Consider the following 25,404-nt stretch of genomic DNA (forward strand, 5'->3'; position numbering starts at 1 on the left):
TATAGTGTTTTTGTGCATTAAGGTGAGACTGGTGATTACGCTACAAAGCATTATTTCCTTTACAAATAAGCCTTTGTTTAGAACAGAAAGACTAGTAAAAAATAGAAGTAGCGCTATCAAAAGACCCAGGTTTAGTGTATCAGTTCTAGTCTTTTGTTTTTTAATAGGTTGCAATAGTTTTTTCTTCATGTTATTATTTTGATGCAAAGTTGATTTTTTTAATCCATTAATTTTTATTTATATTTACTATATAATATATAAGTATTATTTATGAATTACACATTGCATCAGTTAGAGGTTTTTCTTAATGTATTTGAATATCAAAGTGTTACTAAGGCTTCGGAGGCGATGTATCTTACACAGCCAGCGGTTTCAATTCAATTAAAAAAATTTCAAGAACAGTTTAAAATTCCCTTGTTTGAGGTTGTTGGACGCCAGATTTACATTACTGAATTTGGAAAAGAAGTTGCCCATGCTGCTCAAAAAATCATTGAAGAAGTGAAGGCTATAAACTATAAAGCCTTAAGTTTTCAAGGAGAACTTGCAGGAACTTTGAGAATAGCTATTGTTTCTACAGCAAAATATGTAATGCCTTATTTTATTTCAGATTTTATGGATAAAAATCAAGGTGTCGACTTGATTATGGATGTTACTAATAAAGCCTCTGTAATTAAGGCTTTAGAAAACAATGAGGTTGATTTTGCAATGGTGTCCACTATTCCTAAAAAGTTAAAAATTAACAGGATAGAATTGATGAAAAATGAATTATACATGGTAGGAGGAAAGGATTATAATCATAAAGGAAAGTGGTTGTCAAAAGGAGAATTTCAAAAATTACCTCTAATTTATAGAGAGCAGGGGTCTGCAACTCGGCTTGCTATGGAAAAATTTATTGAATCTCGTAAGATTTCAACGTATAAAAAAATGGAATTGACCTCAAATGAAGCTTTAAAGCAAGCCGTAATTTCTGGACTGGGCTATTCTATTATGCCACTTATTGGTATCAAGAATGCCTTAGCGATAGGAGATTTGCAAATTATTCCAGTTAAGGGATTGCCAATAGTGAGTAACTGGAATTTAATATGGTTAAGTTCGAAGAATATGACAACCATAGCCAAAGCCTTAATAACTCATGTCAATGAAAATAAGCAAGCTATAATAAGGAAACATTTTAGTTGGTTAGAAACATCAAATAGTTTACTGTAAAAATGGATTGATACACCAATACGGATATTGTAGTTAATAAAGGGTATCTTTTATTTTCAATAAAAAATGTTTTTAAAAAAATAAACCGATGAGCCAGGATACTTAATTTCAAGTAGAACTTGAACAGCTATTTACTCAAAACCTAAATTCGACTTAATATTTGTTTCCAGTTTGAATAAAAATTCATCAAACGCTTAGGTCGTTCAAAATACCGCAACCTTTTCGTATAAATTCAATGAAATATCTCGATATTACTTCCTATTTTATACTTCAAATTTCACCTTTTTTATAGTTCTGAAATTTAAATGCTACGTCGTTCTTTCGTTCTAAAAAAAGCCTGTTTCAAATTTTGAAACAGGCTTTTTAATTTTCAATGAAAAAGAATTAATCTTCTTTTTTATCATTTCTAGGTTTTCTATCGTCACGACGGTTATCACGTCCGCGATTATCTCTACCTCTGTTATCACGTCCACCAGAACGTTTGTCATCTCTTGGTGGTCTTGCTACATAACCTTCTGGTTTTGGCAAGATGGCTTTACGAGAAACTTTTTCTTTACGAGTTCTTGGGTCTACACCAAAGTACTTCACATCAAAAACATCTCCCATATTAACAACGTCACTTACGTTTTCAGTACGTTCCCATGCTAATTCGCTTACGTGTAATAATACTTCGTTTCCTGGAGCATCTGTATATTCAACTACTGCACCAAAGTCAAGCATTTTAATCACTTTAACTTCGTAAACGCTTCCAACTTCAGGTTTAAATAATAAAGAATCTATTTTAGCTTGAACCGCATCAATACCTTCATTACCTACACCCAATATTTCAACGATTCCTTCTTCTGTAACAGGATCTTCATTGATAACGATTGTAGTGTTTGTCTCTTTTTGTAGTTCTTGAATTACTTTTCCTCCAGGTCCAATTAATGCACCAATGAATTCATTAGGAATTCTTCTAGTGATCATTTTAGGAGAGTGCTCTTTTACATCAGCATTAGGAGCAGAAATCGTATCGGTAATTTTACCTAAAATGTGTAAACGACCTTCACGAGCTTGTTTTAAAGCATTTACAAGGATTTCATAAGACAACCCTTTTACTTTAATGTCCATTTGACAAGCGGTAATACCGTCAGCAGTACCAGTCACTTTAAAGTCCATATCACCTAAGTGATCTTCATCACCTAAGATATCAGATAACACTGCGTATTTTCCAGATTCAGCATCAGAAATTAATCCCATTGCGATACCAGAAACAGGTTTTGTTAATTGTACACCAGCATCCATAAGGGCCATTGTTCCAGAACAAACTGTTGCCATAGATGACGAACCGTTAGATTCTAAAATTTCTGAAACCACTCTTACTGTGTAAGGACAATCTTCAGGAACCATACCCTTTAAAGCACGTTGTGCTAAGTTTCCGTGTCCTACTTCACGACGAGACGTTCCACGAATTGGACGCGCTTCACCAGTTGAAAAAGGAGGGAAGTTATAGTGTAAATAGAAACGCTCTTCACCTTCATAAGATGGCATATCTATTTGGATTGCATCTCTAGATGTTCCTAAAGTAACCGTAGCTAAAGCTTGAGTTTCTCCACGTGTAAAGATAGCAGAACCGTGAGTTGATGGTAAATAATCTACCTCACACCAGATTGGTCTAATTTCATCAGTTTTTCTACCGTCTAAACGTAAACCTTCGTTTAATGTTAAATCTCTAACAGCTGCTTTTTCAGCTTTACTGTAATATTTAGAAATTAAGTCACCTATGTCTTCTAATTCTTCTTCAGAAAAAGTCGCTTTAATTTCTTCTTTAATTTCACCAAAAGCAGCACCTCTTTCGTGCTTAGATGAAGCCGATTTTGCTACAGCATAAACTTTATCGTAAGCTAAATCGTGAATTTTTTGTGCTAAATCAGCATCTTCACGTTCTGGCTCGTACTCACGTACTTCTTTTTTACCAAAAGCTTCAGCTAATTTTACTTGAGCCGCACATTGTACTTTAATCGCTTCGTGTGCAAACTTGATAGCCTCAGTCATTTCTTCTTCAGAAATCTCATCCATTTCACCTTCAACCATCATCACAGAATCAGCAGAAGCACCAATCATCATATCGATGTCAGACTCTTCTAATTGTGCACGTGTTGGGTTGATGATAAATTCACCGTTTATACGTCCAACTCTAGCTTCAGAAATGGCACATTCAAATGGGAAATCAGATAATTGAATAGCAGCAGAAGCAGCTAATCCAGCCATAGCGTCAGGCATAACATCTTCGTCATGAGACATTAATTGAATCATCACCTGAGTTTCAGAGTGGTAATCTTTTGGGAATAACGGACGTAAAACACGGTCTACTAAACGCATAGTTAATACTTCACCGTCACTAGGTCTTGCTTCTCTTTTGAAGAAACCACCTGGGTAACGTCCTGCAGCTGCAAATTTTTCACGATAATCTACTGTTAACGGTAAAAAATCAACATCAGCTTGTTTGTAATTGGAAACAACTGTACATAATAACATACATTTTCCCGATTTAACAACAACAGAACCATGTGCCTGTTTTGCTAATTTTCCAGTTTCAATAGAAATTTCTCTACCGTCACCTAGGTCTATGACCTCTTTAAAAACTTGTGGAATCATAAATTTTGTAATACTAAATTAAACAATGGTCGTTGTGTTGTTGTGTGTAGTGTTGTTGTCGACCAATGAAAAACTGTAATTAGCTTCTTCAATGCGTAGTTTAATCTCTTCGCTAGAGTTGTATTTTTTCATGATTTTAATTGAAAATTCAGTTTAAAATCACGAACAGCTAAGATAAAAAAAAGAGGCTAATTAAAGCCTCCTTTTTATTATTTTCTTAAACCTAGTTCTTTAACTATGGCACGATATCTTAAGATATCTTTCTTCGTTAAGTAATCTAGTAAAGCTCTACGCTTACCAACTAATTTTACTAATGAACGCTCAGTGTTAAAATCTTTACGATTGTTTTTTAAGTGCTCAGTTAAGTGGTTAATTCTTTGTGTAAACAAAGCAATTTGTCCTTCTGCTGACCCAGTATCGTTTTTTCCGTTACCGTGTTTAGCAAACATCTCTTGCTTTTCTTCTTTTGATAAATACATGCTAATATTATTGTAAATGATTTTTATGTACACGAAAGATTTTCTTTCGAGCGGCAAATATACTAACTTTTTTGCGTTTGAAAGTTTTTTTACGTAACTTTTACTAATTAATTCCTTGTCAATAAAATAGATAGTAAATTTTTTTAATCGCAACCAACTAAAAAATGAAAACTCTATTCTCTCAAAGTAATTTCCCAGATACTTATGATTCCTTGGAAAGTATTTTTAATAATACCTACAATGGTATTGCGATTCTTACTTTAGATGGTGATTGGATAAAGGTGAATGATAGTGTTTGTGAACTTTTTGGCTATAACAGGCTTGAATTGTTTAACATGAATATAGAAAATATCATTTTTAGAGAGGACCTGGGAGTGCATCAAATTAAATATGAGCGTTTATTACAAGGTAAGATTAAGCGTTACCGTGTGAGACAACGTTATTTCCATAAAGATGGTTCCCTTATTTGGGTGCTTATTTCGGTGTCTTTAATAGCCAATACCGATGGAAGCCCAGGGCAAATGATTTGGCAATTTTCCGACATCACTAACAGGAAGCGAAATCAAGACAAGCTAAAACTTATGTTGAGTGTGGTTCGTGAGCAGAATGAACGTTTAACTGCTTTCGCCGATATCATTACTCATAATCTTAGATCATATTCAGGAAACTTATCTACAATTAAAAAATTTTTAGAAGAAGAATTTACTTGGTTGAAAGACAATGAAAACTTTGAGCTCTTATCTCATGCTATCGAAAACCTTGAAGATACCGTATCTCATTTAACTGAAGTTGCAAAAATTAAACAAGTTGATCCAAGTGAACTAAAGCATTTAAATCTATACGATTATGTAGATAAGGCTATTCATACGGTTGCTGCTTTTGCTAAAAACACAAGTAGCCAAATTATAAATGAAGTAGATGAGGAATTACTTATTAAAGGTATTCCGGCTTATTTAGATAGTATTATTTTAAATTTTTTAACCAATGCGATAAAGTATAGACATGAATCGAGGGAGGCTCAAATTAAATTAGAGGCCCTTAGAAAAGAAGGGTTTGTAGTTCTAAAAATTACTGATAATGGCCAGGGCATTGAGTTAGAAAAATACGGAGATAAGTTGTTTCAAATGTATAAGACCTTTCATTCCCATAAAGATGCCATAGGTATTGGGTTGTTTATTACTAAAAATCATATTGAATCTTTAGGAGGAACCGTAAAAGTGGAAAGCGAAATAGGAGAGGGTACTGAATTCTCTATTTATTTTAGAAGCGCATAAAAAAACCTGCTTTAAAATTTAAAGCAGGTTTTTGTTTATTATTTTTTGAGAAATTTAAGCTCTTAGCGGTTGGTTTAAAACCAAATCTAAATATTGATTCACTTTATTCTTCAATTCTTTACGGTGGGTGATAAAATCTAAGAAACCATGTTCTAGTAAAAACTCTGAAGTTTGAAATCCTTCTGGAAGATCTTTTCCAGTGGTATCTTTTACAATTCTAGGACCAGCAAAACCGATTAATGCACCAGGTTCTGCGATATTAATATCACCGAGCATTGCAAATGATGCTGTAATACCTCCTGTAGTTGGGTCTGTACAAAGTGAAATATAAGGAATTCCTGCGTCTGCCAACTGGGCAAGTTTAACCGATGTTTTAGCCAATTGCATTAAAGATAAGGCGGCTTCCATCATACGTGCACCTCCAGATTTAGAAATTACCATTAAAGGTATATTGTTTTTAAGAGAATAATCTGCTGCACGAGCAATTTTCTCACCTACAACACTACCCATTGAGCCTCCAATAAAGGCAAAATCCATACAAGCAACTACTAAATCTTTACCTTTAGACTTTCCTACTGCTGTACGAACAGCATCTTTTAAATTGGTTTTAGCTTGTGCCGTTTTTAAACGCTCGGGATAATTTTTTGTATCCTCAAATTTTAAAGGATCTTTAGACTCTAGATTCGTGTCTAATTCTTTGAATTTATTATCGTCAAAAAGTATTTCAAAATACTCTTTACTGCCTATTCTTACGTGGTAACCATCTTCTGGGCTTACATAAAAATTCTTTTCTAATTCTTCAGTGTCTACAATCTTACCGGTTGGAGATTTGTACCACAGCCCCTTGGGGGTGTCTTTTTTCTCTTCGGTAGTTGTTGTGATTCCTTTTGTTGTTCTTTTAAACCAAGTCATATTGATTAATATATTTTAATGTTTTAGCTGGGCTAAAAAATTGTGGTTTCAAATATAAATGTTATCTGGCTACATTTTCTTAAAATTTTAATCTGAAAATATTTCATCTTAAAAACAGGAAAAAGCCTGACTACAAAATTAAGCCTTTTTTTAAATTTCTAGCATTCACATTTAGATTTTATTAAGCAGACTTCGGTATTTTATTGAAAAATAGCGATATAACTAAAAAAGGTCCTGCAAGAAGCAGAACCTTTTTCATAATATTTGTAGTAAATCTATATTAAACTTATAAAGTATTTACGTTGTTTAAGTCTTCAAAAGCCTTTTTTAAACGTGCAACAAAGGTTTTTTCACCTTCACGAAGCCAAACGCGAGGGTCATAGAATTTTTTGTTTGGAGAGTCATCACCGTCAGGGTTACCTATTTGCGCTTTTAAATACTCTGATTTTTCATCCATGTAATCTCTAATACCCGTCATGAATGCATACTGTAAATCGGTATCAATATTCATTTTAATAACACCGTAGCTAATACCTTCACGAATTTCTTCAACAGTAGATCCTGATCCACCATGGAAAACAAAATCGATATGGTTGTGTTCTACGTTATATTTCTTAGAGATATATTCTTGAGAATTTTTTAAGATTTTTGGCGTTAATTTTACGTTTCCTGGTTTGTATACCCCGTGTACGTTCCCAAAAGCTGCTGCGATTGTAAATTGCGGACTCACTTTACTTAATTCTTCGTAAGCGTACGCCACTTCTTCAGGTTGCGTATATAATTTAGAATCATCAACATCTGAATTATCAACCCCATCTTCTTCACCACCAGTAATTCCTAGCTCAATTTCTAAAGTCATACCCATTTTGCTCATGCGCTCTAAGTAGGTTTTACAAATAGCGATGTTTTCTTCAATAGGCTCTTCAGATAAATCAATCATGTGAGAACTGAATAAAGGTTTTCCTGTTTCAGCGAAATGTTTTTCACTAGCATCTAGTAATCCATCAATCCAAGGTAATAGTTTTTTAGCACAGTGGTCTGTATGTAAAATAACAGGAACTCCATAAGCCTCTGCTAAAATATGAACATGTTTGGCGCCAGCGATTCCACCAGCAATTGCGGCTTGTTGGCCGTCGTTACTTAGGCCTTTTCCTGCATTAAATTGCGCGCCACCATTTGAAAATTGAATAATCACAGGAGCATTTAAGTCTCTTGCCGTTTCTAAAACACCGTTTATGGTATCTGAACCTATTACGTTTACTGCTGGAAGTGCAAAGTTATTAGCTTTTGCATGGTTGAAAATAGCCTGAACTTCTTGTCCTGTAGCTACACCTGGTTTTATGTTATGCCTCATTTTAAATAATTATGTGTTATGAGTTGTTAGTTTGGTATAAATGTAAACAAAATTTAAAAAAAATTAAGGTTTTACACGCTTGAAAACGTTAAAAATAAACTAAAACGTTGTAGTGTGTGCTTTTGTAAAATGGGGTTAAAAAGGGTAATTTATACCTATATTATATACGGCATTAGAAAAGTTATATTCTTGAAACCATCGGTTTTCTTTGTCGTAAGCAGGGTCGTGAGTTTTAAAGCCAATATCAAAACGAAAAACAAAAAAACTAAAGTCATATCTTAGTCCGAAACCACTACCCACGGCAAGATCTTCAAGGGATTTCAATCCTGTAAACGTGGCGCCTTCATCGGTAACGTTATCCCAAGCATTCCATATATTTCCAACGTCTACAAAAACAGCACCATAGAATTTGTCGAAAATATGAAAACGTTGTTCTGCATTGAAGGCTAGTTTTAAATTAGCCTCATTAAATTCATCAGTCGATTGTGAGCTTCCAGGGCCAAGACTATAGGCCGTCCAGGCTCTGTTGTCATTTGGTCCTCCAGCAAAGAAACTTTTAGAAAAAGGGATACTATTTGAGTTGCCGTAAGGAACAGCAACCCCTAGAAAACTCCTAAAAGCAAACACATTTTTTTTGCCCAAATCCCAGTGTTTAATATATTCTATTTCGGTCTTCACAAATTGTGAATAGGCTACATCAAACAAGGTATTTCGGCCTTCATCGTCTTGTTTAAGATTTAATAAGTTAGCACTTAAATTTAGCAGGTTCCCTGCAGGTTCTATTTTAAAGCGGAAAATCGAATAGTCTTCATCAAACAGGCTAGTGCGCTCGTTGACTGTTACGTTCCAACTCGCCGATAATATTAAGTTGTTTTCTGTTAATCGGTTTTTACGTTCACTGATACTATTTACGGTGTTGTATTCATCATCAGTAAATTCTGGTGGTGGAGGCACAGTAGTAGCGTATGCAATAAACTCATCGGCCTGATCGGGGATGCCTAAATCCTCATCAGGTCCTATGTAATTGACGTCATGAGCGATGTTATTTAATGATTCATAGGAGTTTTGATAAACATCAAAATACGCGTCAACATTTAAGTTTTGTACATATTGAATGTTGAATACCTCTAGTCTATTAACCACCGTTTTATTTGGTGCCCAATTGTAATTAAAAACGCCACCAAAAGTTTGCTTATCTAGCCCTATATTGGTTTGACTGGTCATCGCTAAGCTAATGTTAGTGGTAGGCGACATGTATTTTGGAATGAGATGCTTGGTGTAAAAAGGCGAGAAAAACCTAGGAATGGTTAACCTGAAATCGATTCCATATTCAATAATATCAAAGAAAGCATCTGTTTGGCTGTTATTGTCTTTTGATGAGCCTATGGATCCTTTTCCAGCAATTTCTAAAGTTTCAGCACCTCTAAAGATATTTCTCATGAGTAAACTCGGGTTTAATGAAAACCCTAAAGTTTGAATGTTGCTGGTTGACACATCAGTACTAAACCCAAGACTAAACTTTTTTAATGGCGTTAATAGTATGGTGTCGGTTATGGTGTTGTCTAACCGTTCTGTAACTTCGATATGTGGATACCTAAAGGTACGTAGTTCTTTTAAGTGGCGATACGTGTTAATCATATCTTCATCTCTAAATACATCACCTGGTTTAATGAAAACAGCATCCACAATGGCTTTAGGTTGGTGCTTCATTTTTCCATAACTGTAAAATTTGTAACCGTTAAAAAAGGTAGAGTCCTGAAATGGTTTTCCCCGATTTTCATAGGTGTAATCAGTAACAATATTAACGTCTCTAATGGTATAAACATCAAATGGAACACGTTTTATGGAATCATGGTCTCTTATTGGCCGGTTTTGGATGGTGAGCCCTACATTTACTTTTTTATTGGTTCCAATGGTGTCAATTTCAAAAGTGATGTAATCTTGGTTAAAGTGGTACACTCCAGAGTTTCGTAACCGTGAGGAAATACGACTGCGTTCATCATCAAAATTAGCCGTTTTATATTGTTCATTAGATTTAATAAAGGACTCTTCTTTATAGCGGTCATAAATTGACGCTACCTTTGGCGATTTAATGGTTTCTGTAATCGAGTCAATTAAATAACCGGTACCTGTATTTACATCATACTTTATAGAAGCTCGTTTTTCACCTGCTTCAATAATTTTATAATGGGCTTCAGCATTAAACCAGCCATTATTTATATAGTAGGCTTCTAAACGGTTTACAGATTTTTTTGCCTTAACTTCACTAATAATTACAGGGGGCTCACCTGTTTCTTTTAACCAATTATTAAAACCAATAGCCGATCGGCGTAGATTATCTACCTGTTTTTGTGAATATCTTCGTTTTAAGCGCTCGTGTCTTTGGGGTTTTGCTTCAAGCCAGGCATCAAAAATAGAATCTCTATTAGGGCGTGCAGTATTGTAAAGGTGTAAGCGCAGAGGTGTACCAAAGAATTTGCGATTGGGGTGCTGGTACAATAAATTTTCAGTGGTTTCTGAATTGTCCTTTTTTTCGTCGATAAACACTTCGTTTTCTGTTAATAACAGTTCTCCCTCATGGACTCTTTTAACGGTGTCGCAAGAGAAAACTTGCCCTATTAATAAAGCTAGAATACATATTTTTATGTGTTGTTTTTTCAAATGAAGGATAGTTAATTCAGGGGTTTAAAGGTGTTTTTGTTTAGAATTACGCTTAAAAAGATTCATTAAGCATCAAAAATACGGTATTTAAGCTAAAAAAAATATTTAATTAATTCTTGTCTGAGTAAATCTTATGATTATTTTCTTTTCTTTATAAAAAATTAAAAACGGTACATGCTTTCTAAGAGTCAGATCAAATTAATTACAAGTTTAAAGCAGAAAAAATACAGACAGCAACATGGTTTTTTTGTTGTTGAAGGCATAAAAACTATTCACGAACTGCTAGACTCCCATTTAGAGCTCCATCAACTTTTTACGACTGAATCTTTTGGTAATGGTGGAACGCATGAGGTATTGATTTCTGCAGCCGAGTTAAAAAAAATAAGTTTTTTAACAACACCTAATAAAGCATTAGCGCTTTTTAAAATGCCTGATCTTAAACAAGTTGTAAGTGAAGGCTTGATACTTGCTCTTGACGATGTTAGAGACCCTGGGAACTTAGGAACGATAATCAGGTTATGTGATTGGTTCGGGATAAAAGATTTGGTATGTAGTAAGCAAACTGTAGACTGCTATAATCCTAAGGTGGTTCAAGCTACGATGGGCTCTATAACCCGTGTTAATATTAGTTATTTAGATATGGAAGCCTTTCTTAATGATTATAATAAACCGATTTTAGGTGCTTTTATGGATGGTGATAACGTATATAAAACAGCACTTCCAAAAGAAGGTGTTTTGGTTATGGGTAATGAAGCTAACGGGGTTTCAGAAGCTGTTGAAAATTTAATCACTTCAAAAATTTCCATCCCAAGATTTGGCGATCTACAAGTTACTGAAAGCTTAAATGTCGCCACAGCCACAGCAATTTTACTTAGTGAATTAAAACGTGAGTAGAACCTTAGGTCTTCCGCGAAAGCGATTTTATTGAAATGTAAAGTTTAAAAATACGCCTCTTGTTTTCATGCTAGCAATATTGCTAGTCCAAGGGCTGTTAGGGTCTTCATCAGGAATAAGTTCATCTGTTATGGCAAATACACCACGAACAGAAGGTGTGAATTTGAAGTTGTACAGGTAAAAATCAATTCCGAATCCTAATTCATAAAATAAGGGTGTCGTTGCCGTTCTAAATTGTCCGCTAGAGTTATCTTCTGGGTTAGTTTCGTTACTTGATAAGTTTATTGCTGCCGAAAAACCACCAACAACAAAAGGTTTGAAGTTATTGATTCTTTTGGTAGAAACTTTAAGTAATAAGGGTACATGAATGTAAGTTGATTTAACCTCTCTAACCAAATCAGCATCGGTATAGCTCATGCCATCAAAATAGGTTTCACTATATTTTAATTCTCTAGTCGCAATATTTAATCCTGGCTCTAAACGTAGATCCATAAATTTGTTGATGCGTAAGTTTCCAATAAGCCCTACGCTAAATCCAGGGTTGCGTTTTACATAAATATCGCGTAAATCTTCGTTGTAATCAAAGTTAAAATCTAAGATGTTTATGCCTAAATAGTACCCCCAACGTAGTAAAGTATGGTCTGTAGAACCTCTACCTTGGTTGGCATCATAAACGACTTTTTCTTCGCTAAACAGTTGTGCGCTTGAGGTTTGGAAAATAAATAGAAATGCGGTTAATGCAAAAAAATGCTTCATATGTTTACTTAGATGATTTGTAAATAGTTGCCACACCCAAAGTTTGTGGGAAATCTTCAACATTAATAAACCCAATTTTTCGTAAAATATTGTTTAAGGCTTCACCATAAGGAAAAACAGAAGCTGATTCTGATAAGTATTTATAGGCGCTTTGGTCTTTTGAAAATATTTTACCTATTAAAGGCATGATATTTTTGGTGTATAAATTATAGCCTTGTTTAAACGGTGTTTTTGTTGGGACAGAGGTTTCTAAAATTACGAAGGTGCCGTTAGGCTTTAAAACCCGGTAAATTTCTTCTAAACCATTTTCCAAGGTTTCAAAATTTCTAACCCCAAAAGCTACGGTAATGGCATCAAAAGTGTCGTTTTTAAAAGGTAAATTTTCACTGTCACCTAAAACCATTTCAATTTTAGAATCGAATCCTTTCTTTTTGACTTTTTCCTTGCCTATTTCAAGCATACCGCTGCTAATATCTAGGCCAACAATTCTTGAGGCTTCAGTTTCAGCAAGGTTTATGGCTAAGTCACCGGTTCCAGTAGCGATATCCAGAATACTTTCTGGCTGGCTTTCTTTGATGATTTTAACAACGTTTTTACGCCATTTGATATCTATTCCGAAGGAAATAACACGATTTAAGCCATCATAATCACCAGAAATATTATCAAACATTTTAGTGAGTTGTTCTTTTTTGCCTAATGCGCTGTTTTTGTATGGTTTTACCTTTGACAAGTTCGTAATTTTTTGACAAATATAAACTTTTAAAGAAGCTTTACATAATAGGTGTCTAAATAATTATATTGATTCAATTTTATGTAAGCCCCTTTAAATTATATTATATTTGTTTCACTTTTTATGATGACACAAAAATGAAAATAATAATTGCAGGAGCAGGTGAGGTAGGATTTCATTTGGCAAAATTATTGTCTTACGAATCTCAAGAGATAACTTTAATAGACCCGAATAAGAAGAGTTTAGCACACGCAGATAACCAGTTGGATATTCGTGTGGTTAAAGGAGACGCGACGTCTATCGCTATTTTAAGGGAGGCCAGGGTAGATTCATGTGATTTGTTTATTGCCGTAACCTCTAGCGAAACTACAAACATTACCATTTGCGTTTTAGCCAAGCAACTTGGGGCTAAACGAACCATTGCTAGAATTTCTAACACCGAATTTATTAGACATAAAGATGAGGTTGGATTTACTAAATTTGGTATAGATGAACTTATTTCTCCGGAAGCATTAGCAGCTTCAGAAATCGAATTGTCGTTAAAACAATCGTCATTCAATGAAACTTATGAGTTTGAAGAAGGTGCGCTTTCAATGGCGGGACTAACGCTATCAAGATCGGCTACTTTTGTTGGAAAAACGGTTAAGGAAGCCGCTGAGGTCTTTCCTGAAATACATTTTGTGCCTATCGCTATTCAGCGTTTTGGGACACAATATACAACGATTCCTAGAGGTGATACTGTGTTTAAACGCGGAGACACTGTTGTTTTTATTACTTCGGAAGGTGGCGCGGAAGAATTATGTAAACTTTCCGGAAAAGTTAACCGCGAGATTAAGGATGTGATGATTCTGGGGGGGGGACAAATTGGCTTTAAAACGGCTCGTGATTTAAGTGCGAAAGGTTTTAATGTGAAGTTGCTTGAAGGCAATAGAGATCGTGCCTTTGATATTGCTGATGTTTTGACTAAAGTTCTTGTAATCAACAGTGATGGTAGAAATGTTGATTTGTTAGACGAAGAAAATATTGCTGACATGGACGCCTTTATTGCGGTTGGGCCAAATTCTGAAACCAATATCATGTCTTGTTTAGTGGCTAAATCTAAAGGGGTTAAGAAAACCATTGCTTTAGTAGAAAATATGGATTATTTTGATTTGTCTCATTCTATTGGTATTGACACTTTAATCAATAAAAAGCTTTTAGCAGCAAATAATATTTTTAGATACATTCGTCGTGGTGAAGTTGTAGCGATGACCAAACTGAGTAACCTCAATGCTGAATTGTTAGAGTTTGAGGTGAAAAGTACTTCAGCAGTTTGTAACAAGTCCATTAAGTCTATTGATTTTCCTAGAACAGCGATTATAGGAGGAGTGATTAGAAATGGTGTTGGGATGATTGCCTTAGGAAGCTTCAAAATTCAAGCGGGTGACCGCGTGGTAGTTTGTTGCTTGTTAAAATCTATTAAGCGCGTTGAGAAACTATTTATTTAATTAACAGGTATTCGTATTGAAACTCAATTTTAAAATTATTTTTCATTTTTTAGGATTACTATTATTGTTTAATGGTGGTTTTATGTTGCTTGCTGCCTTAGTTAGTTTTTTATACCAAGACGGTGTTGGCACGCAAATATCTATTGCTGGCGTACTTACTATGATCGTTGGAGCCATACTTATGGTGTTAACGCGGAAGCATGAAAAAGTCATGAACAAGCGTGAAGGTTACATTGTGGTGGCTTTTGGTTGGATTTTCATGTCGCTTTCAGGAACCTTACCTTATGTAATCACTGAAAGTATTCCAAGTTTTACCAATGCCTTTTTTGAAACCATGTCTGGTTATACCACTACAGGGGCTTCAATCTTAAATGATATTGAAGCGATTCCTAAGGGGGTTTTGTTTTGGCGTAGTTTAACCCATTGGATTGGTGGTATGGGGATTATCGTTCTAGCTATTGCTATTTTGCCCTTATTAGGTATTGGAGGTATGCAACTTTTTGCAGCGGAAGCGCCAGGCCCCAGTGGCGATAAATTACACCCCAGAATTACAGATACTGCCAAACGATTATGGCTGATTTATTTTAGTTACACTGCTGCTGAAACCTTGTTGTTAAATATTGCAGGGATGTCTTTTTTTGATGCCATTAATCATGCCATGTGTACACTGTCTACTGGTGGTTTTTCAACTAAAAATGCAAGTGTAGCTTATTGGAATCATCAACCGATTATACAATATATTATCTGCTTGTTCATGTTTCTAGCAGGTTCAAACTTTGTTTTGAGCTACTTTGCTTTTAAGGGGAAGTTTCAAAAGATATTACACGATGAAGAATTTGCGTTATATTTTAAATTTATAGCGGTATTTACAGCTATAGCAGCACTTATTATTTATTTCCAAGCTGATTTAAGCTTGTCGTCGATTCATCATCCAGTGATTTGGGGTGAAGCTGAAAGTGCCTTTAGACATGCGCTTTTTCAAGTGTTGTCTGTGATAACGACTACAGGGTTTGTTTCGGCAGATTATACCTTGTGGACGCCGTTTTTGGTGGTTTTCTTTTTCGGATTGATGTTTCTAGGTGGTTCGGCAGGAAGTACAGCAGGTGGGGTTAAAGTGGTACGCCATTTAATTTTAATAAAGAATGGCTTTTTAGAGTTTAAGCGTACTTTGCATCCTAATGCAATTGTGCCGGTGAGGTATAACGGAAAAGCGATTAACCGATTTATTGTATTTAATGTCTTGGCCTTTTTTATTCTTTATATGCTCTCCTTTATTATTGGTGCTCTGGTGTTTTCTATGTTTGGTTTGGAGTTTAAATCTGCCATTGGTTTAGCGGCTTCTACTTTAGGTAATGTTGGTCCGGCATTTGGTGATTTTGGGCCAGTAAATAACTACGCTTTACTTCCTGGGTTAGGGAAGTGGTGGGCTTCCTTTTTAATGCTAATCGGACGTCTTGAGCTATTTACAGTACTTATCTTGTTTACACCTTTCTTTTGGAGGAATAGGTAGTTATTTATGTTTTACTTTGGAGGTTTGATGAGTATTTCAAAAAATAACCATGTTTGATTATCAATAAACTGTCATAATTGCAAAATAATTTGATTTTGTCATTCAGAAGGAGGTACGACTGAAGAGTCTTACCATGATTCATGAGATTCCTCGATTCCTCGGAAAGACAAAATCCTATAATGTATGTTTAAGGATATGCAAAAACAATATAAAAAAAGCCGCTAATTTCAATTAGCGGCTTTTTGATATGAATTGTTACTGTAAGTGATTACTCAGTTACAGCAGCTTTAATTCTTTTAATCGCTTCAATGATTTGTTCTTGAGAAGCGGCATATGAAATACGGATACAATCCGGGTTTCCAAAAGCTTCACCTGTAACCGTAGCAACAAGCGCTTCTTCTAATAGGTATAAAGAAAAATCTGTTGCGTTGTTGATTTTCTTTCCTCTTAAAGTCTTTCCGAAGTAATGCGTTACGTTAGGGAAAACATAAAAAGCACCTTCAGGCGTGTTTGTTTTAAAACCTTCCACATCGTTTAATAAATCTAAGATTAAATCACGACGTACTTTAAACTCGTCAATCATGTATTGTACACGAGAAGGTGATTCGTTTAAAGCTGTAATTACGGCACGTTGTGCGATACAGTTGGTTCCACTAGTAATTTGTCCTTGTAATTTGTTACAAGCACGAGCAATTTTTTCAGGTCCACCAATAAATCCAACACGCCATCCTGTCATTGCAAAGGCTTTAGAAACCCCGTTTACAGTAATGGTATTGTTGTACATATCTTCAAATTCAGCGATACTTGTATGTCCTTCACCGTAGTTAATATGCTCGTAAATTTCATCTGAAACTACGTAAATATTAGGGTGTTTTACTAGAACGTCAGCTAAAGCTCTTAATTCAGCTCTACTATAAACTGATCCACTTGGGTTACAAGGCGAACTAAACCAAATCATTTTAGTTTGCGGTGTGATAGCGGCTTCAAGTTGCTCAGGTGTCATTTTAAAGTCAGTGTCTATAGTCGTTTTTACTTCTACAGGTACACCGTCGTTTAATTTAACGATATCAGCATAACTTACCCAGTAAGGACATGGTAAAATAACTTCATCACCAGCATTTAACATCACGCCCGCGATATTAGCTAAAGATTGTTTGGCTCCTGTAGAAACTACAATTTGAGCAGGTGTATAGGTTAGGTTGTTATCACGTTTAAATTTAGTAATAACAGCTTCTTTTAAATCGGCGTAGCCATCAACTGGAGAGTAAGAATTGTAATTTTCATTAATAGCTTGAATCGCAGCATCTTTAATGAAATCAGGCGTATTAAAGTCTGGTTCTCCAAGACTTAGACCTATAATGTCTTTTCCTTCTCCTCTAAGTTCTCTTGCTTTTGCAGCCATGGCTAAAGTTGCAGATGTAGCCATGTTTAAAATTCTATCAGATAGTAATTGCATGTAAATATTTGTTATGAGTATAGTTTTTAATTTATGCGTAGTTAGGTTTTTTACCCAGTGTTTTTAATTGGTTGTAGTGTTCTGAAACGGCTTGCCAAAATGTAGAGTATTCATTGTAAGGTAAGCTACATTCTTTAGCGGTTTGTTTCACAATTTTAGCTAATTTGCTATAGTGTATGTGACTGATGTGCGCGAATAAATGGTGTTCTACTTGTCGGTTTAAACCACCTGTGTAAAATTCTGCCAACCAGCTTTTAGGTGAAAAATTTGATGTGGTATACAATTGGTGAATCGCCCAAGTGTTTTTCATGTTACCATTTTCATCCGGCTCAGGCATTTCAGTATTTGGCATCACGTGCGCTAATTGGAACACTACACTTAAAATGATTCCGGCTGTATAGTGCATCACGAAGAAACCAATTAAAACTTGCCACCATGCAAAGCCTAGTGATAAGGGTAGAACAATCCATATTAGGTAATAAATAATTTTACCAATAATAAGTTTGGTCCATTGGGTCGCTGGGTTAGGGAATTTACCGTAAGCCAGTTTTCTTTTTAAATATTTTGCACTTTGAATAAAATCTGTTGTAATCGCCCAGTTTGCTGTTAATAAACCGTATAAGAAGAAAGCATAAAAACGTTGGTATTTATGAATTCTTAACCATTTGGTGTGTTTTGAAAAACGGATGATTCTACCGGCATCAATGTCTTCATCATGTCCTTGAATGTTAGTATAGGTGTGATGTAAAACGTTATGTTGTACCTTCCAATTGTAATCATTTCCGGCTAAGACATAAATACTACTTCCCATGAGTTTGTTAACCCATTTTTTACTTGAAAACGAGCCGTGATTGGCGTCATGCATCACATTCATACCAACACCAGCCATGCCTATTCCAGTAACAATCATACATAGGATTTGAGCCCACCAAGGTAAATCTACTGATAAAACCAGTGCCACAGGTACTATAAGTAAAGCAAACATGATCACTGCTTTTAGGTAGAGCTTCCAGTTTCCAGTACGTTTAATATTATTCTCTTTAAAATAATCATTAACGCGTTTATTTAGTGTACGGAAAAATTTTGCCGAATCTGTTCTTGAGAAAGTTAATGCTTGTTTAGTCATGCTATTTTTAATATTAATATGGCGAAGATTAATTCATTCTACCATATTCTGCGCAAAGATAGGAATAAACAAAGTTAAGTAATCCCAAATTTTTGTAAAAAAATGGGTTTAAAAAGTATATTTTTGTTGAAAATTTAACAACCATGGAACTCATTTTAAAGTACTTTCCTGACCTAACCGAAGATCAGATAAACAAATTTGAACTGCTAGAATCACTATATAAAGATTGGAATTTAAAGATTAATGTGGTGTCTAGAAAGGATATTGATGAGTTGTATTTACGTCATGTTTTGCATTCGTTAGGTATTGCTAAAGTGATTTCTTTCAAAGACGGAAGCAAAATTTTAGACGTTGGCACAGGAGGTGGGTTTCCCGGTGTTCCATTAGCTATAATGTATCCAGAATGTTCTTTTCATTTAGTAGATAGCATTGGCAAAAAACTTAAAGTGGTGAACGAAGTTGTTGAAGGTTTGGGCTTAACAAATGTAAAAACCACACACAGTAGGGTAGAAGAAATTGACGATCAGTTTGATTTTATTGTGAGTCGTGCCGTGGCGATTATGCCAACCTTTGTGCATTGGGTAAAAGGTAAAATAGTCAAAGAGCAGAAGCATGACTTGAAAAATGGTATTCTGTATTTAAAAGGTGGTGATTTAACCGAAGAACTTAAAGATTACAGAACCACAACTATTTATAATTTAAGTGATTATTTTACTGAAGACTTTTACGAAACTAAAAAAGTAGTGCATTTACCATTAAAATATAGAGGTTAAATACTATAGTTTAACTAATTTAGTAATGCCTTGATTGAAATAATAGTATTGATGCTGAAACCAATAAGTTTCACTGTATTCCTCAATACTTGTGATGTTCGCCCCTAGGCCTAAAATGCTGTTGGCACGATCAAAATGCTGTTTAGCTTTTTCGTTGTCCTTTAAATTCACATATGCAATAGCCAATCCTAGCTCAGCGTCAAAATCTTTAGAATCAAATTTTAAAACATTTTCTAAATCAGAAATAGCGGCTTTATCTTTGCCTAAAAACAGAGAACAGGCGCCTCTATAAAAATAGGCAAAAGGATTGTTTTTGTCTAATAAAATGGCATTTGTAAGATCGTTATTTGCGTCTTGATAACGTTTGAGCTCCATGAAAAAGGCACCGCGATTGTAATAGTTTTCAGAGTTGCCTTCAATATAAATTGCTGCTGAATAATCATTAAGTGCTTGTTGGTAGTTTTCTAAAGCCATATGTGCAGAAGCTCTAAGCGCGTACGTTTTTGGTTGACCTGGTACGGTCTTAATGACTTTGTCAAAATCTTTGATAGCCTTATCGTATTCGCCTAAATCTAATCGTACACAACCTAAGCTATAAAGCGCGTCTATAAATTTATCATCTAAAATATAAGCCTTGGCATAATCTTCTTTCGCTTCGGTGTAGTCTTTTATACTGTATCTTGAATTTCCGCGGTTAAAGTAGGTGTCGGCATCTGGCTGTTCTACGATAACTTTTGAATAATCTACAATAGCGCCGTAAAAATCACCTGAGTTGTTTTTTGCTAGTCCGCGTTGAAAATAGGCGTCTAAATTTTTGGGCTCCAAGGAAATAACTTGATTAAGTAATTCGATTCTCTCTTCGTAATCTGAAGTTCTTAAAGCTTGTCTGTATAGTTTGCTTGTTTGTCCAAAAGTTAATAATGGCAAGGCAACACAAAGGGTAAGTAGTAAATTTTTCATCGCGGTTTTCATGAGCAAATAATATGCCGTTTTGAGGAAATAAAGTTAATGAATAATTTTCGTAAGTTGTCATCTTGTTTTACATACTAAGTTTATATGTGTACCGTAACCATTATTCCAACAGGAAATCAAAATTTTGTTTTAACTTCTAATCGCGACGAAGCACCTAACCGTAAAGCGTTGTCTCCCCGGGTTTATGAAGAAAATGGCGTGAAATTCATGTATCCGAAGGATGAATCTTCAGGAGGAACATGGATTGGTGTTAGCGACAAAAAACGTGTGGTTTGTGTGCTGAATGGTGGTTTTGCCATACATCAGAGGAAGTCTTCCTACCGAAAAAGTCGCGGACTAGTTGCTAAAGATTTGATGTTGGCAGAAGACATTGTTGCTGAAATTGACATTTATGATTTTAAAGACATCGAACCCTTTACCATCATTATAGTTGATTGGAAGGTTAATTTAAAATTTTATGAATTGATTTGGGATGGTCAGCTAGCTCATCTTACAGATTTGCCTTTGGAACCTAAATTATGGTCGTTTTCCACCTTATATTCTGACGAGATGAAAAAAGAACGTCAAGATTGGTTTAAAAAATTTAAGGCTTATAATGAATTGAATGCCGGTTCATTATTAGAATTTCATAAAACAACCCATATTGAGAATACAGATTACGGGGTTGTAATGAATCGTGGTTTTGTGAAGACCACAAGTGTTACCCAAGTAGTGAAAATAGAAGACCAGCTAAAAATGCGTTTTGAAAGCCTCGAAAGTCAGGAAGTTTCAGGAGAAGTGCTAGACTTTCAAGAATCTGTTGTGAATGAGTAGTGGTATGATGTTAATTCTTGCTTATCCAGATTCTGTGGTGCGTTTGCCCAAAGAATGGTATGCGTCGTTGATGCGCTTTGTGGGAATGGGGACGAAAAATTACATTCGTGCTGGGCATGCCGCATTAGTTTTAGTTGAAGTAAAAACAGGTGTTTTGTCGTATTATGATTTTGGAAGGTATATTGTGCCAGAACCATACGGTCGTGTGCGAAGTCAGGAAACAGACCCTGAATTGAAACTCCCTTTTCAGGCTCAAATAGAAGCTGGGGCAATTGAAAATATAGATGAAATTTTAGTGTATTTAGCCACGCATCCCGAATTAACTCATGGTTCAGGGACAATGTTAGCCTCTGTATGTGCAGCTGTAGATTTAAAAAAAGCAAAGTCTTTTATTACGGACTTGCAAAATCAAACAGAAGTAAGGTATGCGGCGTTTATCAAAAAAGCTTCCAATTGTGCACGTTTTGTAACTGATGTTTTAATTGCTTCGGTAACGGATAAGAATATTAAAAAAGGTCTTAAAAAATCAAAACGCTTTACTCCAAGTACTGTGGGTAATGTGTTGTTATGTACGACAGAAAATTTTATATATGAGGTTTCGGAAGATGGGAGTATTTCAGAATTCAAAGGTTCGCAAAAGAGTGAAAATCTGCGCTGTTTTTTAGATCGTTTAAAAAATCATCAACCTCATTTCGAAGGGAGTTTACAAGCCAAACCGGTTTCTGGTCTTAGTGAAAAGGCACAATGGCTTCCGGGAATTGGTAGTGGTGCTTGGTTTGAATTGTATAAAACGGAAGATAAAGTCGTGTATAGATTTAGGCGTGTTTCACCTTACGGAACAGTAGACTGTGATGCTGAATTTTCAGTAGATAACGATAGTTTTTGCTATGATGCTGAATTTCAGTTTATGCCGTTTTCTAATTGTAAACAGTTTCAGATTGAACAAAACGGAAGTGTTTTTAGTTTTATATCATTATATGGTTAAAATGGTATTAGTCGAGTGAAGGTTTCAGAGTTATAATAAATAAAACTTTCACACAATGTGATATTGTTTATTTCCGCAGAAAAAAGTATCTAAGCTTAGTTTATCGCAAAAGGCGCGCTAAGTTTAAAAGTAGGAATGGTCACTTCAAATTTTCTAGTGGTTGTAAAGTTTACCATGCTGTAGTGTCCTTGCATAGCACCAAAGGGCGATGTTAGTAAACAGCCGGAAGAGTAAGTATGGGATTCACCAGGTTTTAAAACAGGTTTTTTCCCAATAACGCCTTCTCCTGAAACAGTTTCAACATTATTTAAAGCATCTAGTATTTCCCAATGACGGGCAAAAAGCTGCACAGAGTCTTTACTTTGGTTTTCTATGGTAATGGTATAGCCAAAGGCGTACTGTATTTTATAGTTTTTATAAAAAGAGCCCTCATAATTGGTTTTTACCGAAATCTTTATGCCTTTTGTTACCTGTTGAACCATGTTAACTATTGATATACCATGTGTTTATAGTTGCTAATGTAACAAATTATAAATGTCTGTCACAAATTTTAACGTGTTTGACGAAAAATTTAGCTGATTAGTAATTTTAGTTGCTAATATTTACGGAACTCCCTTCATTGTAGCCCACAATTCTATCATATCGTGCGCCTAGGTCTCGGTAATAAACCAATACCTTGTAGCTGTTTTCGGTTTGCCAGTGATTTCCACTGATGAATCCTTCGTCTATTTGACCATCCGCATTAACGACAACATATTTGTAATTGTAAAAACCTTGTTTAAGTAATAGGGTGTTTGTAAATATGTTTTTTGAAGCGTCATAAGTCATTTTCGTAGCGTCTTCAATAGCATAGTTATTAAAGCTTCCATATACATGAATGTTTTTGTTTTTTAAGGTATTGTTTGCAGCTAATGAAAAGTGCATCCACACGTAGTCGGCTTCAATATTAGGGTAGGTAGCATCAAGATTATTGATGACGTAATTACCATTAATGTCAGGATTGTAGGTGTAAGGTTGATTAGCACGGCTTCCGTTGGTGTATAAATAATTGTGATATAAATCTTGTAAGTCTATAAATTGAATGTTGTTGTTTGCGCCACGTACATCTTTATTTTCAAAGAAAAAATATTCATTGCCGCCCCAAAAACTAGTTTCGGTATCATATTTATAGACCAACTGATTTCCTAAAGTGTATTGAGGGGTGATATTGGTTACAGCCGTTTTTAAGTTGTTGTTTTGTATGATAACAGCCTGAACTGTTTGTTGTGGGTTGTTAAATTGAATTCGGTTAGAATCGACTATAAGTTCGATGCGTTGTTTACTTTCAATACCATCCATGTTTCGAGAGCGTTTTACAGCCACACCAACATTAACAAGGTTTTCATAAAGCATAAATTTTCTAGAAAAAACAAGTTCGCTATTATTGTTATAGATGTAAATCATGTAATTGCCTGAAATTTTTAAACCTCTTGTTTGATTATTTGGAATAGTAAGTTTGTAGTGTGAAAATATTTGATAGGTATTAAAAGAGTTGTCATAGTCTCTAATGCGCTGGTTGTCGAAACCATCCAAATATTCTGGTTGCACCAATACTGAAGGTGTCCAATCACTATTAAAATATTTGATTTTGTAGTAAAAATCTTCTTCATTTCCGTTTAGAGCATCAAATTCTAAAGTTATATGGTCATTAATACTTAAAATAGGTAATTGATTTTCGTTGGTGTCACCTATAAAGTTGATCGTTTTGATGTAGTCGGGTGGGTTTACTTCTTTAACTTGTGAGAAAAGCATTACAGAAAGTAAGAAAGTTAAAGTAGTTATTTGGTGTTTAAGAGTCATTTAGGGGTGGTTTTGTGTAAATATAGTTAAATTCTTTAGTCTGCGTAATGTGTTTATTTAGAACTGATATAAATAATATCAAGAAAGGTTTTAAAGTGCGAATTTGATAATTTATATGTATTTTTGCTGCGATTTTTAGACAACTAATTTCAATAAATATAAATATGTCAAACGACATTCGTATTAAAAAAGGTCTGGACATTAAACTTAAGGGTGAGGCTGATAAAACTGTTGAGCAAGCAGTTATTAGCAACTACTACACCGTAAGGCCAGAAGACTTCCACGGAGTTATTCCAAAACTTATTCTGAAAGAGCGTGCTACTGTCCAAGCAGGTGGTGCTTTATTTTTCGATAAATCGAATGAAAACGTCATGTTTTCATCACCTGTTTCAGGTAAGATTGTTGAGATTGTTCGTGGACCAAAAAGGCGCATCGATGCCATAAAAATTGAAGCTGATAAAACACAATCGCACCAAGATTTTGGAAAGGTTGATGTGAATAGCGCAAACCCAGAAGACATTAAAGCACATTTACTTGCTGCTGGATGTTGGCCATTTGTAAAACAGCGTCCGTATGATGTTGTAGCAAATCCAGATAAAGCGCCAAAAGCGATTTTTATTTCAGGGTATGCCAGTGCGCCATTAGCAGCCGATTTAGATTTTACTTTAAAAGGTAAAGAAGCTGAATTGCAAGCCGCTATTACCGCTTTAGGGAAACTTACTGAAGGTAAAGTGCATGTTTCAGTTGGTAAGAATGCCAATTCGCCACTTTCAGGTTTAAACGGTATTACCTTACACAAAGTTTCTGGGCCGCATCCTTCAGGTAATGTAGGAACGCAAATCAATAAAATTGATCCAGTAAACAAAGGTGAAGTGGTTTGGACGGTTAATCCTCAAGACTTAGTAATCATAGGTGAGTTACTGTTAACAGGGAAATTCAACGCTGAGCGTATTGTCGCTTTAGTTGGATCTTCTGTTCAGAAACCAAGATACTTCAAAACCATTATTGGAAGTGAAGTAGCGACTATCGTTTACGATAAAGGTATTGATAGATCTGGTCATGACCGTATCATTTCTGGAAATGTTTTAAGCGGAAAAGAAATAAAACCAGACGGAAGTTTAGGTTATTATGATAATGTCATTTCTGTGATTCCAGAAGGTGATGATTATGAGTTTTTCGGATGGAATAAACCTATTTTCAATAAAGTTTCAACTTCAAGAGCATTAACATTCTCATGGTTAACACCTAAGAAAGCCTATGATTTAAATACCAATACAAACGGTGAGCATAGAGCCTTTGTAACTACTGGTACTTACGAGGAGGTTTTTCCTTTAGATATTTATCCATTACAAATCTTAAAAGCTTGTATGTATAAAGATTTAGATGAAATGGAAGCTTTAGGTATGTACGAAGTTGCTCCTGAAGACTTTGCTTTAACTGAATTTGTTTGTGTATCGAAACAACCACATCAAAAGATCATTAGAGAAGGTTTAGACTTAATGCTAAAAGAAATTGGATAATTATTCAATTTAAGAAGGAA

At 35.0% G+C, this 25,404-nt stretch carries 21 protein-coding genes; 9 read left to right on the plus strand and 12 right to left on the minus strand.

Going from position 1 to position 25,404, the window contains the following annotated elements:
- Window positions 1-270 precede the first annotated feature (270 nt).
- A complete protein-coding gene (locus tag F6U93_RS04605; RefSeq protein ID WP_150937292.1) occupies window positions 271-1,206 on the plus strand; it encodes a LysR family transcriptional regulator in 936 nt (311 codons plus the stop codon).
- Between the two features lie 384 nt (window positions 1,207-1,590).
- On the opposite strand, the gene F6U93_RS04610 is transcribed toward F6U93_RS04605, so the two are convergent.
- A complete protein-coding gene (locus F6U93_RS04610; protein WP_150937294.1) occupies window positions 1,591-3,843 on the minus strand; it encodes a polyribonucleotide nucleotidyltransferase in 2,253 nt (750 codons plus the stop codon).
- Window positions 3,844-4,052: 209 nt separating this feature from the next.
- Window positions 4,053-4,322, minus strand: coding sequence for a 30S ribosomal protein S15 (gene rpsO / locus F6U93_RS04615; protein WP_150937296.1), 270 nt, complete (start codon window positions 4,320-4,322; stop codon window positions 4,053-4,055).
- Window positions 4,323-4,486: 164 nt separating this feature from the next.
- Here rpsO and F6U93_RS04620 point away from each other — a divergent pair, with 164 nt between their 5' ends.
- Window positions 4,487-5,596: a sensor histidine kinase gene (locus tag F6U93_RS04620; RefSeq protein WP_150937298.1), complete on the plus strand. Its 1,110-nt coding sequence runs from the start codon at window positions 4,487-4,489 to the stop codon at window positions 5,594-5,596.
- A 54-nt stretch (window positions 5,597-5,650) separates the two neighbouring features.
- On the opposite strand, the gene accD is transcribed toward F6U93_RS04620, so the two are convergent.
- The 3 genes from accD to tamL form a co-directional block, all read right to left on the minus strand.
- Window positions 5,651-6,508 carry an acetyl-CoA carboxylase, carboxyltransferase subunit beta gene (gene accD / locus F6U93_RS04625; RefSeq protein WP_150937300.1) on the minus strand — a complete coding sequence of 286 codons (858 nt, stop codon included), beginning with the start codon at window positions 6,506-6,508 and terminating at the stop codon, window positions 5,651-5,653.
- A gap of 286 nt (window positions 6,509-6,794) precedes the next feature.
- Complete coding sequence (fbaA, locus tag F6U93_RS04630; RefSeq protein ID WP_150937302.1) at window positions 6,795-7,862, minus strand: class II fructose-bisphosphate aldolase; 1,068 nt, start codon at window positions 7,860-7,862, stop codon at window positions 6,795-6,797.
- 135 nt (window positions 7,863-7,997) lie between these two features.
- Window positions 7,998-10,523 carry a translocation and assembly module lipoprotein TamL gene (gene tamL / locus F6U93_RS04635; protein ID WP_150937304.1) on the minus strand — a complete coding sequence of 842 codons (2,526 nt, stop codon included), beginning with the start codon at window positions 10,521-10,523 and terminating at the stop codon, window positions 7,998-8,000.
- A 174-nt stretch (window positions 10,524-10,697) separates the two neighbouring features.
- Here tamL and F6U93_RS04640 point away from each other — a divergent pair, with 174 nt between their 5' ends.
- Window positions 10,698-11,417, plus strand: a complete 720-nt coding sequence (locus tag F6U93_RS04640; protein ID WP_150937306.1) for a TrmH family RNA methyltransferase — start codon at window positions 10,698-10,700, stop codon at window positions 11,415-11,417.
- A 27-nt stretch (window positions 11,418-11,444) separates the two neighbouring features.
- Here the strand turns inward: F6U93_RS04640 and porT are convergent, their stop codons facing one another.
- Together porT and ubiE are read right to left on the minus strand one after the other, a co-directional pair.
- Window positions 11,445-12,173: a type IX secretion/gliding motility protein PorT/SprT gene (gene porT, locus F6U93_RS04645; RefSeq protein WP_150937308.1), complete on the minus strand. Its 729-nt coding sequence runs from the start codon at window positions 12,171-12,173 to the stop codon at window positions 11,445-11,447.
- Window positions 12,174-12,177: 4 nt separating this feature from the next.
- A complete protein-coding gene (ubiE, locus tag F6U93_RS04650) occupies window positions 12,178-12,903 on the minus strand; it encodes a bifunctional demethylmenaquinone methyltransferase/2-methoxy-6-polyprenyl-1,4-benzoquinol methylase UbiE (protein WP_150937310.1) in 726 nt (241 codons plus the stop codon).
- A gap of 137 nt (window positions 12,904-13,040) precedes the next feature.
- On the opposite strand from ubiE, the gene trkA reads away from it, so the two are divergent.
- Window positions 13,041-14,390, plus strand: coding sequence for a Trk system potassium transporter TrkA (gene trkA, locus F6U93_RS04655; RefSeq protein WP_150937312.1), 1,350 nt, complete (start codon window positions 13,041-13,043; stop codon window positions 14,388-14,390).
- 16 nt (window positions 14,391-14,406) lie between these two features.
- Window positions 14,407-15,900, plus strand: a complete 1,494-nt coding sequence (locus tag F6U93_RS04660) for a TrkH family potassium uptake protein (RefSeq protein ID WP_150937314.1) — start codon at window positions 14,407-14,409, stop codon at window positions 15,898-15,900.
- Between the two features lie 268 nt (window positions 15,901-16,168).
- On the opposite strand, the gene F6U93_RS04665 is transcribed toward F6U93_RS04660, so the two are convergent.
- Window positions 16,169-17,356 (minus strand): pyridoxal phosphate-dependent aminotransferase, encoded by a 1,188-nt coding sequence (locus tag F6U93_RS04665; RefSeq protein ID WP_150937317.1) that lies wholly within the window; start codon window positions 17,354-17,356, stop codon window positions 16,169-16,171.
- A gap of 31 nt (window positions 17,357-17,387) precedes the next feature.
- Window positions 17,388-18,482 (minus strand): fatty acid desaturase family protein, encoded by a 1,095-nt coding sequence (locus F6U93_RS04670; RefSeq protein ID WP_150937318.1) that lies wholly within the window; start codon window positions 18,480-18,482, stop codon window positions 17,388-17,390.
- 143 nt (window positions 18,483-18,625) lie between these two features.
- Between F6U93_RS04670 and rsmG the strand changes: the two genes are divergently transcribed.
- Window positions 18,626-19,255, plus strand: coding sequence for a 16S rRNA (guanine(527)-N(7))-methyltransferase RsmG (rsmG, locus tag F6U93_RS04675; protein ID WP_150937320.1), 630 nt, complete (start codon window positions 18,626-18,628; stop codon window positions 19,253-19,255).
- A gap of 3 nt (window positions 19,256-19,258) precedes the next feature.
- Here the strand turns inward: rsmG and F6U93_RS04680 are convergent, their stop codons facing one another.
- The gene (locus tag F6U93_RS04680) at window positions 19,259-20,215 is read right to left on the minus strand and encodes a tetratricopeptide repeat protein (RefSeq protein ID WP_191963452.1); all 957 of its coding nucleotides are present in this window, start codon (window positions 20,213-20,215) and stop codon (window positions 19,259-19,261) included.
- 96 nt (window positions 20,216-20,311) lie between these two features.
- On the opposite strand from F6U93_RS04680, the gene F6U93_RS04685 reads away from it, so the two are divergent.
- Window positions 20,312-21,040: an NRDE family protein gene (locus F6U93_RS04685; protein ID WP_150937324.1), complete on the plus strand. Its 729-nt coding sequence runs from the start codon at window positions 20,312-20,314 to the stop codon at window positions 21,038-21,040.
- Complete coding sequence (locus F6U93_RS04690) at window positions 21,033-22,025, plus strand: DUF6695 family protein (protein ID WP_150937326.1); 993 nt, start codon at window positions 21,033-21,035, stop codon at window positions 22,023-22,025. Before F6U93_RS04685 ends, F6U93_RS04690 begins: the two co-directional genes overlap by 8 nt.
- A gap of 95 nt (window positions 22,026-22,120) precedes the next feature.
- Here F6U93_RS04690 and apaG read toward each other — a convergent pair whose 3' ends face one another.
- Complete coding sequence (apaG, locus tag F6U93_RS04695; protein WP_150937328.1) at window positions 22,121-22,507, minus strand: Co2+/Mg2+ efflux protein ApaG; 387 nt, start codon at window positions 22,505-22,507, stop codon at window positions 22,121-22,123.
- 106 nt (window positions 22,508-22,613) lie between these two features.
- The gene (locus F6U93_RS04700) at window positions 22,614-23,864 is read right to left on the minus strand and encodes a type IX secretion system plug protein (protein WP_150937330.1); all 1,251 of its coding nucleotides are present in this window, start codon (window positions 23,862-23,864) and stop codon (window positions 22,614-22,616) included.
- Window positions 23,865-24,028: 164 nt separating this feature from the next.
- Here F6U93_RS04700 and F6U93_RS04705 point away from each other — a divergent pair, with 164 nt between their 5' ends.
- The gene (locus F6U93_RS04705; RefSeq protein ID WP_150937332.1) at window positions 24,029-25,384 is read left to right on the plus strand and encodes a Na(+)-translocating NADH-quinone reductase subunit A; all 1,356 of its coding nucleotides are present in this window, start codon (window positions 24,029-24,031) and stop codon (window positions 25,382-25,384) included.
- Window positions 25,385-25,404 lie beyond the last annotated feature (20 nt).

The sequence above is a fragment of the Pseudotamlana haliotis genome (assembly GCF_008806375.1).
Lineage (GTDB): Bacteria > Bacteroidota > Bacteroidia > Flavobacteriales > Flavobacteriaceae > Pseudotamlana > Pseudotamlana haliotis.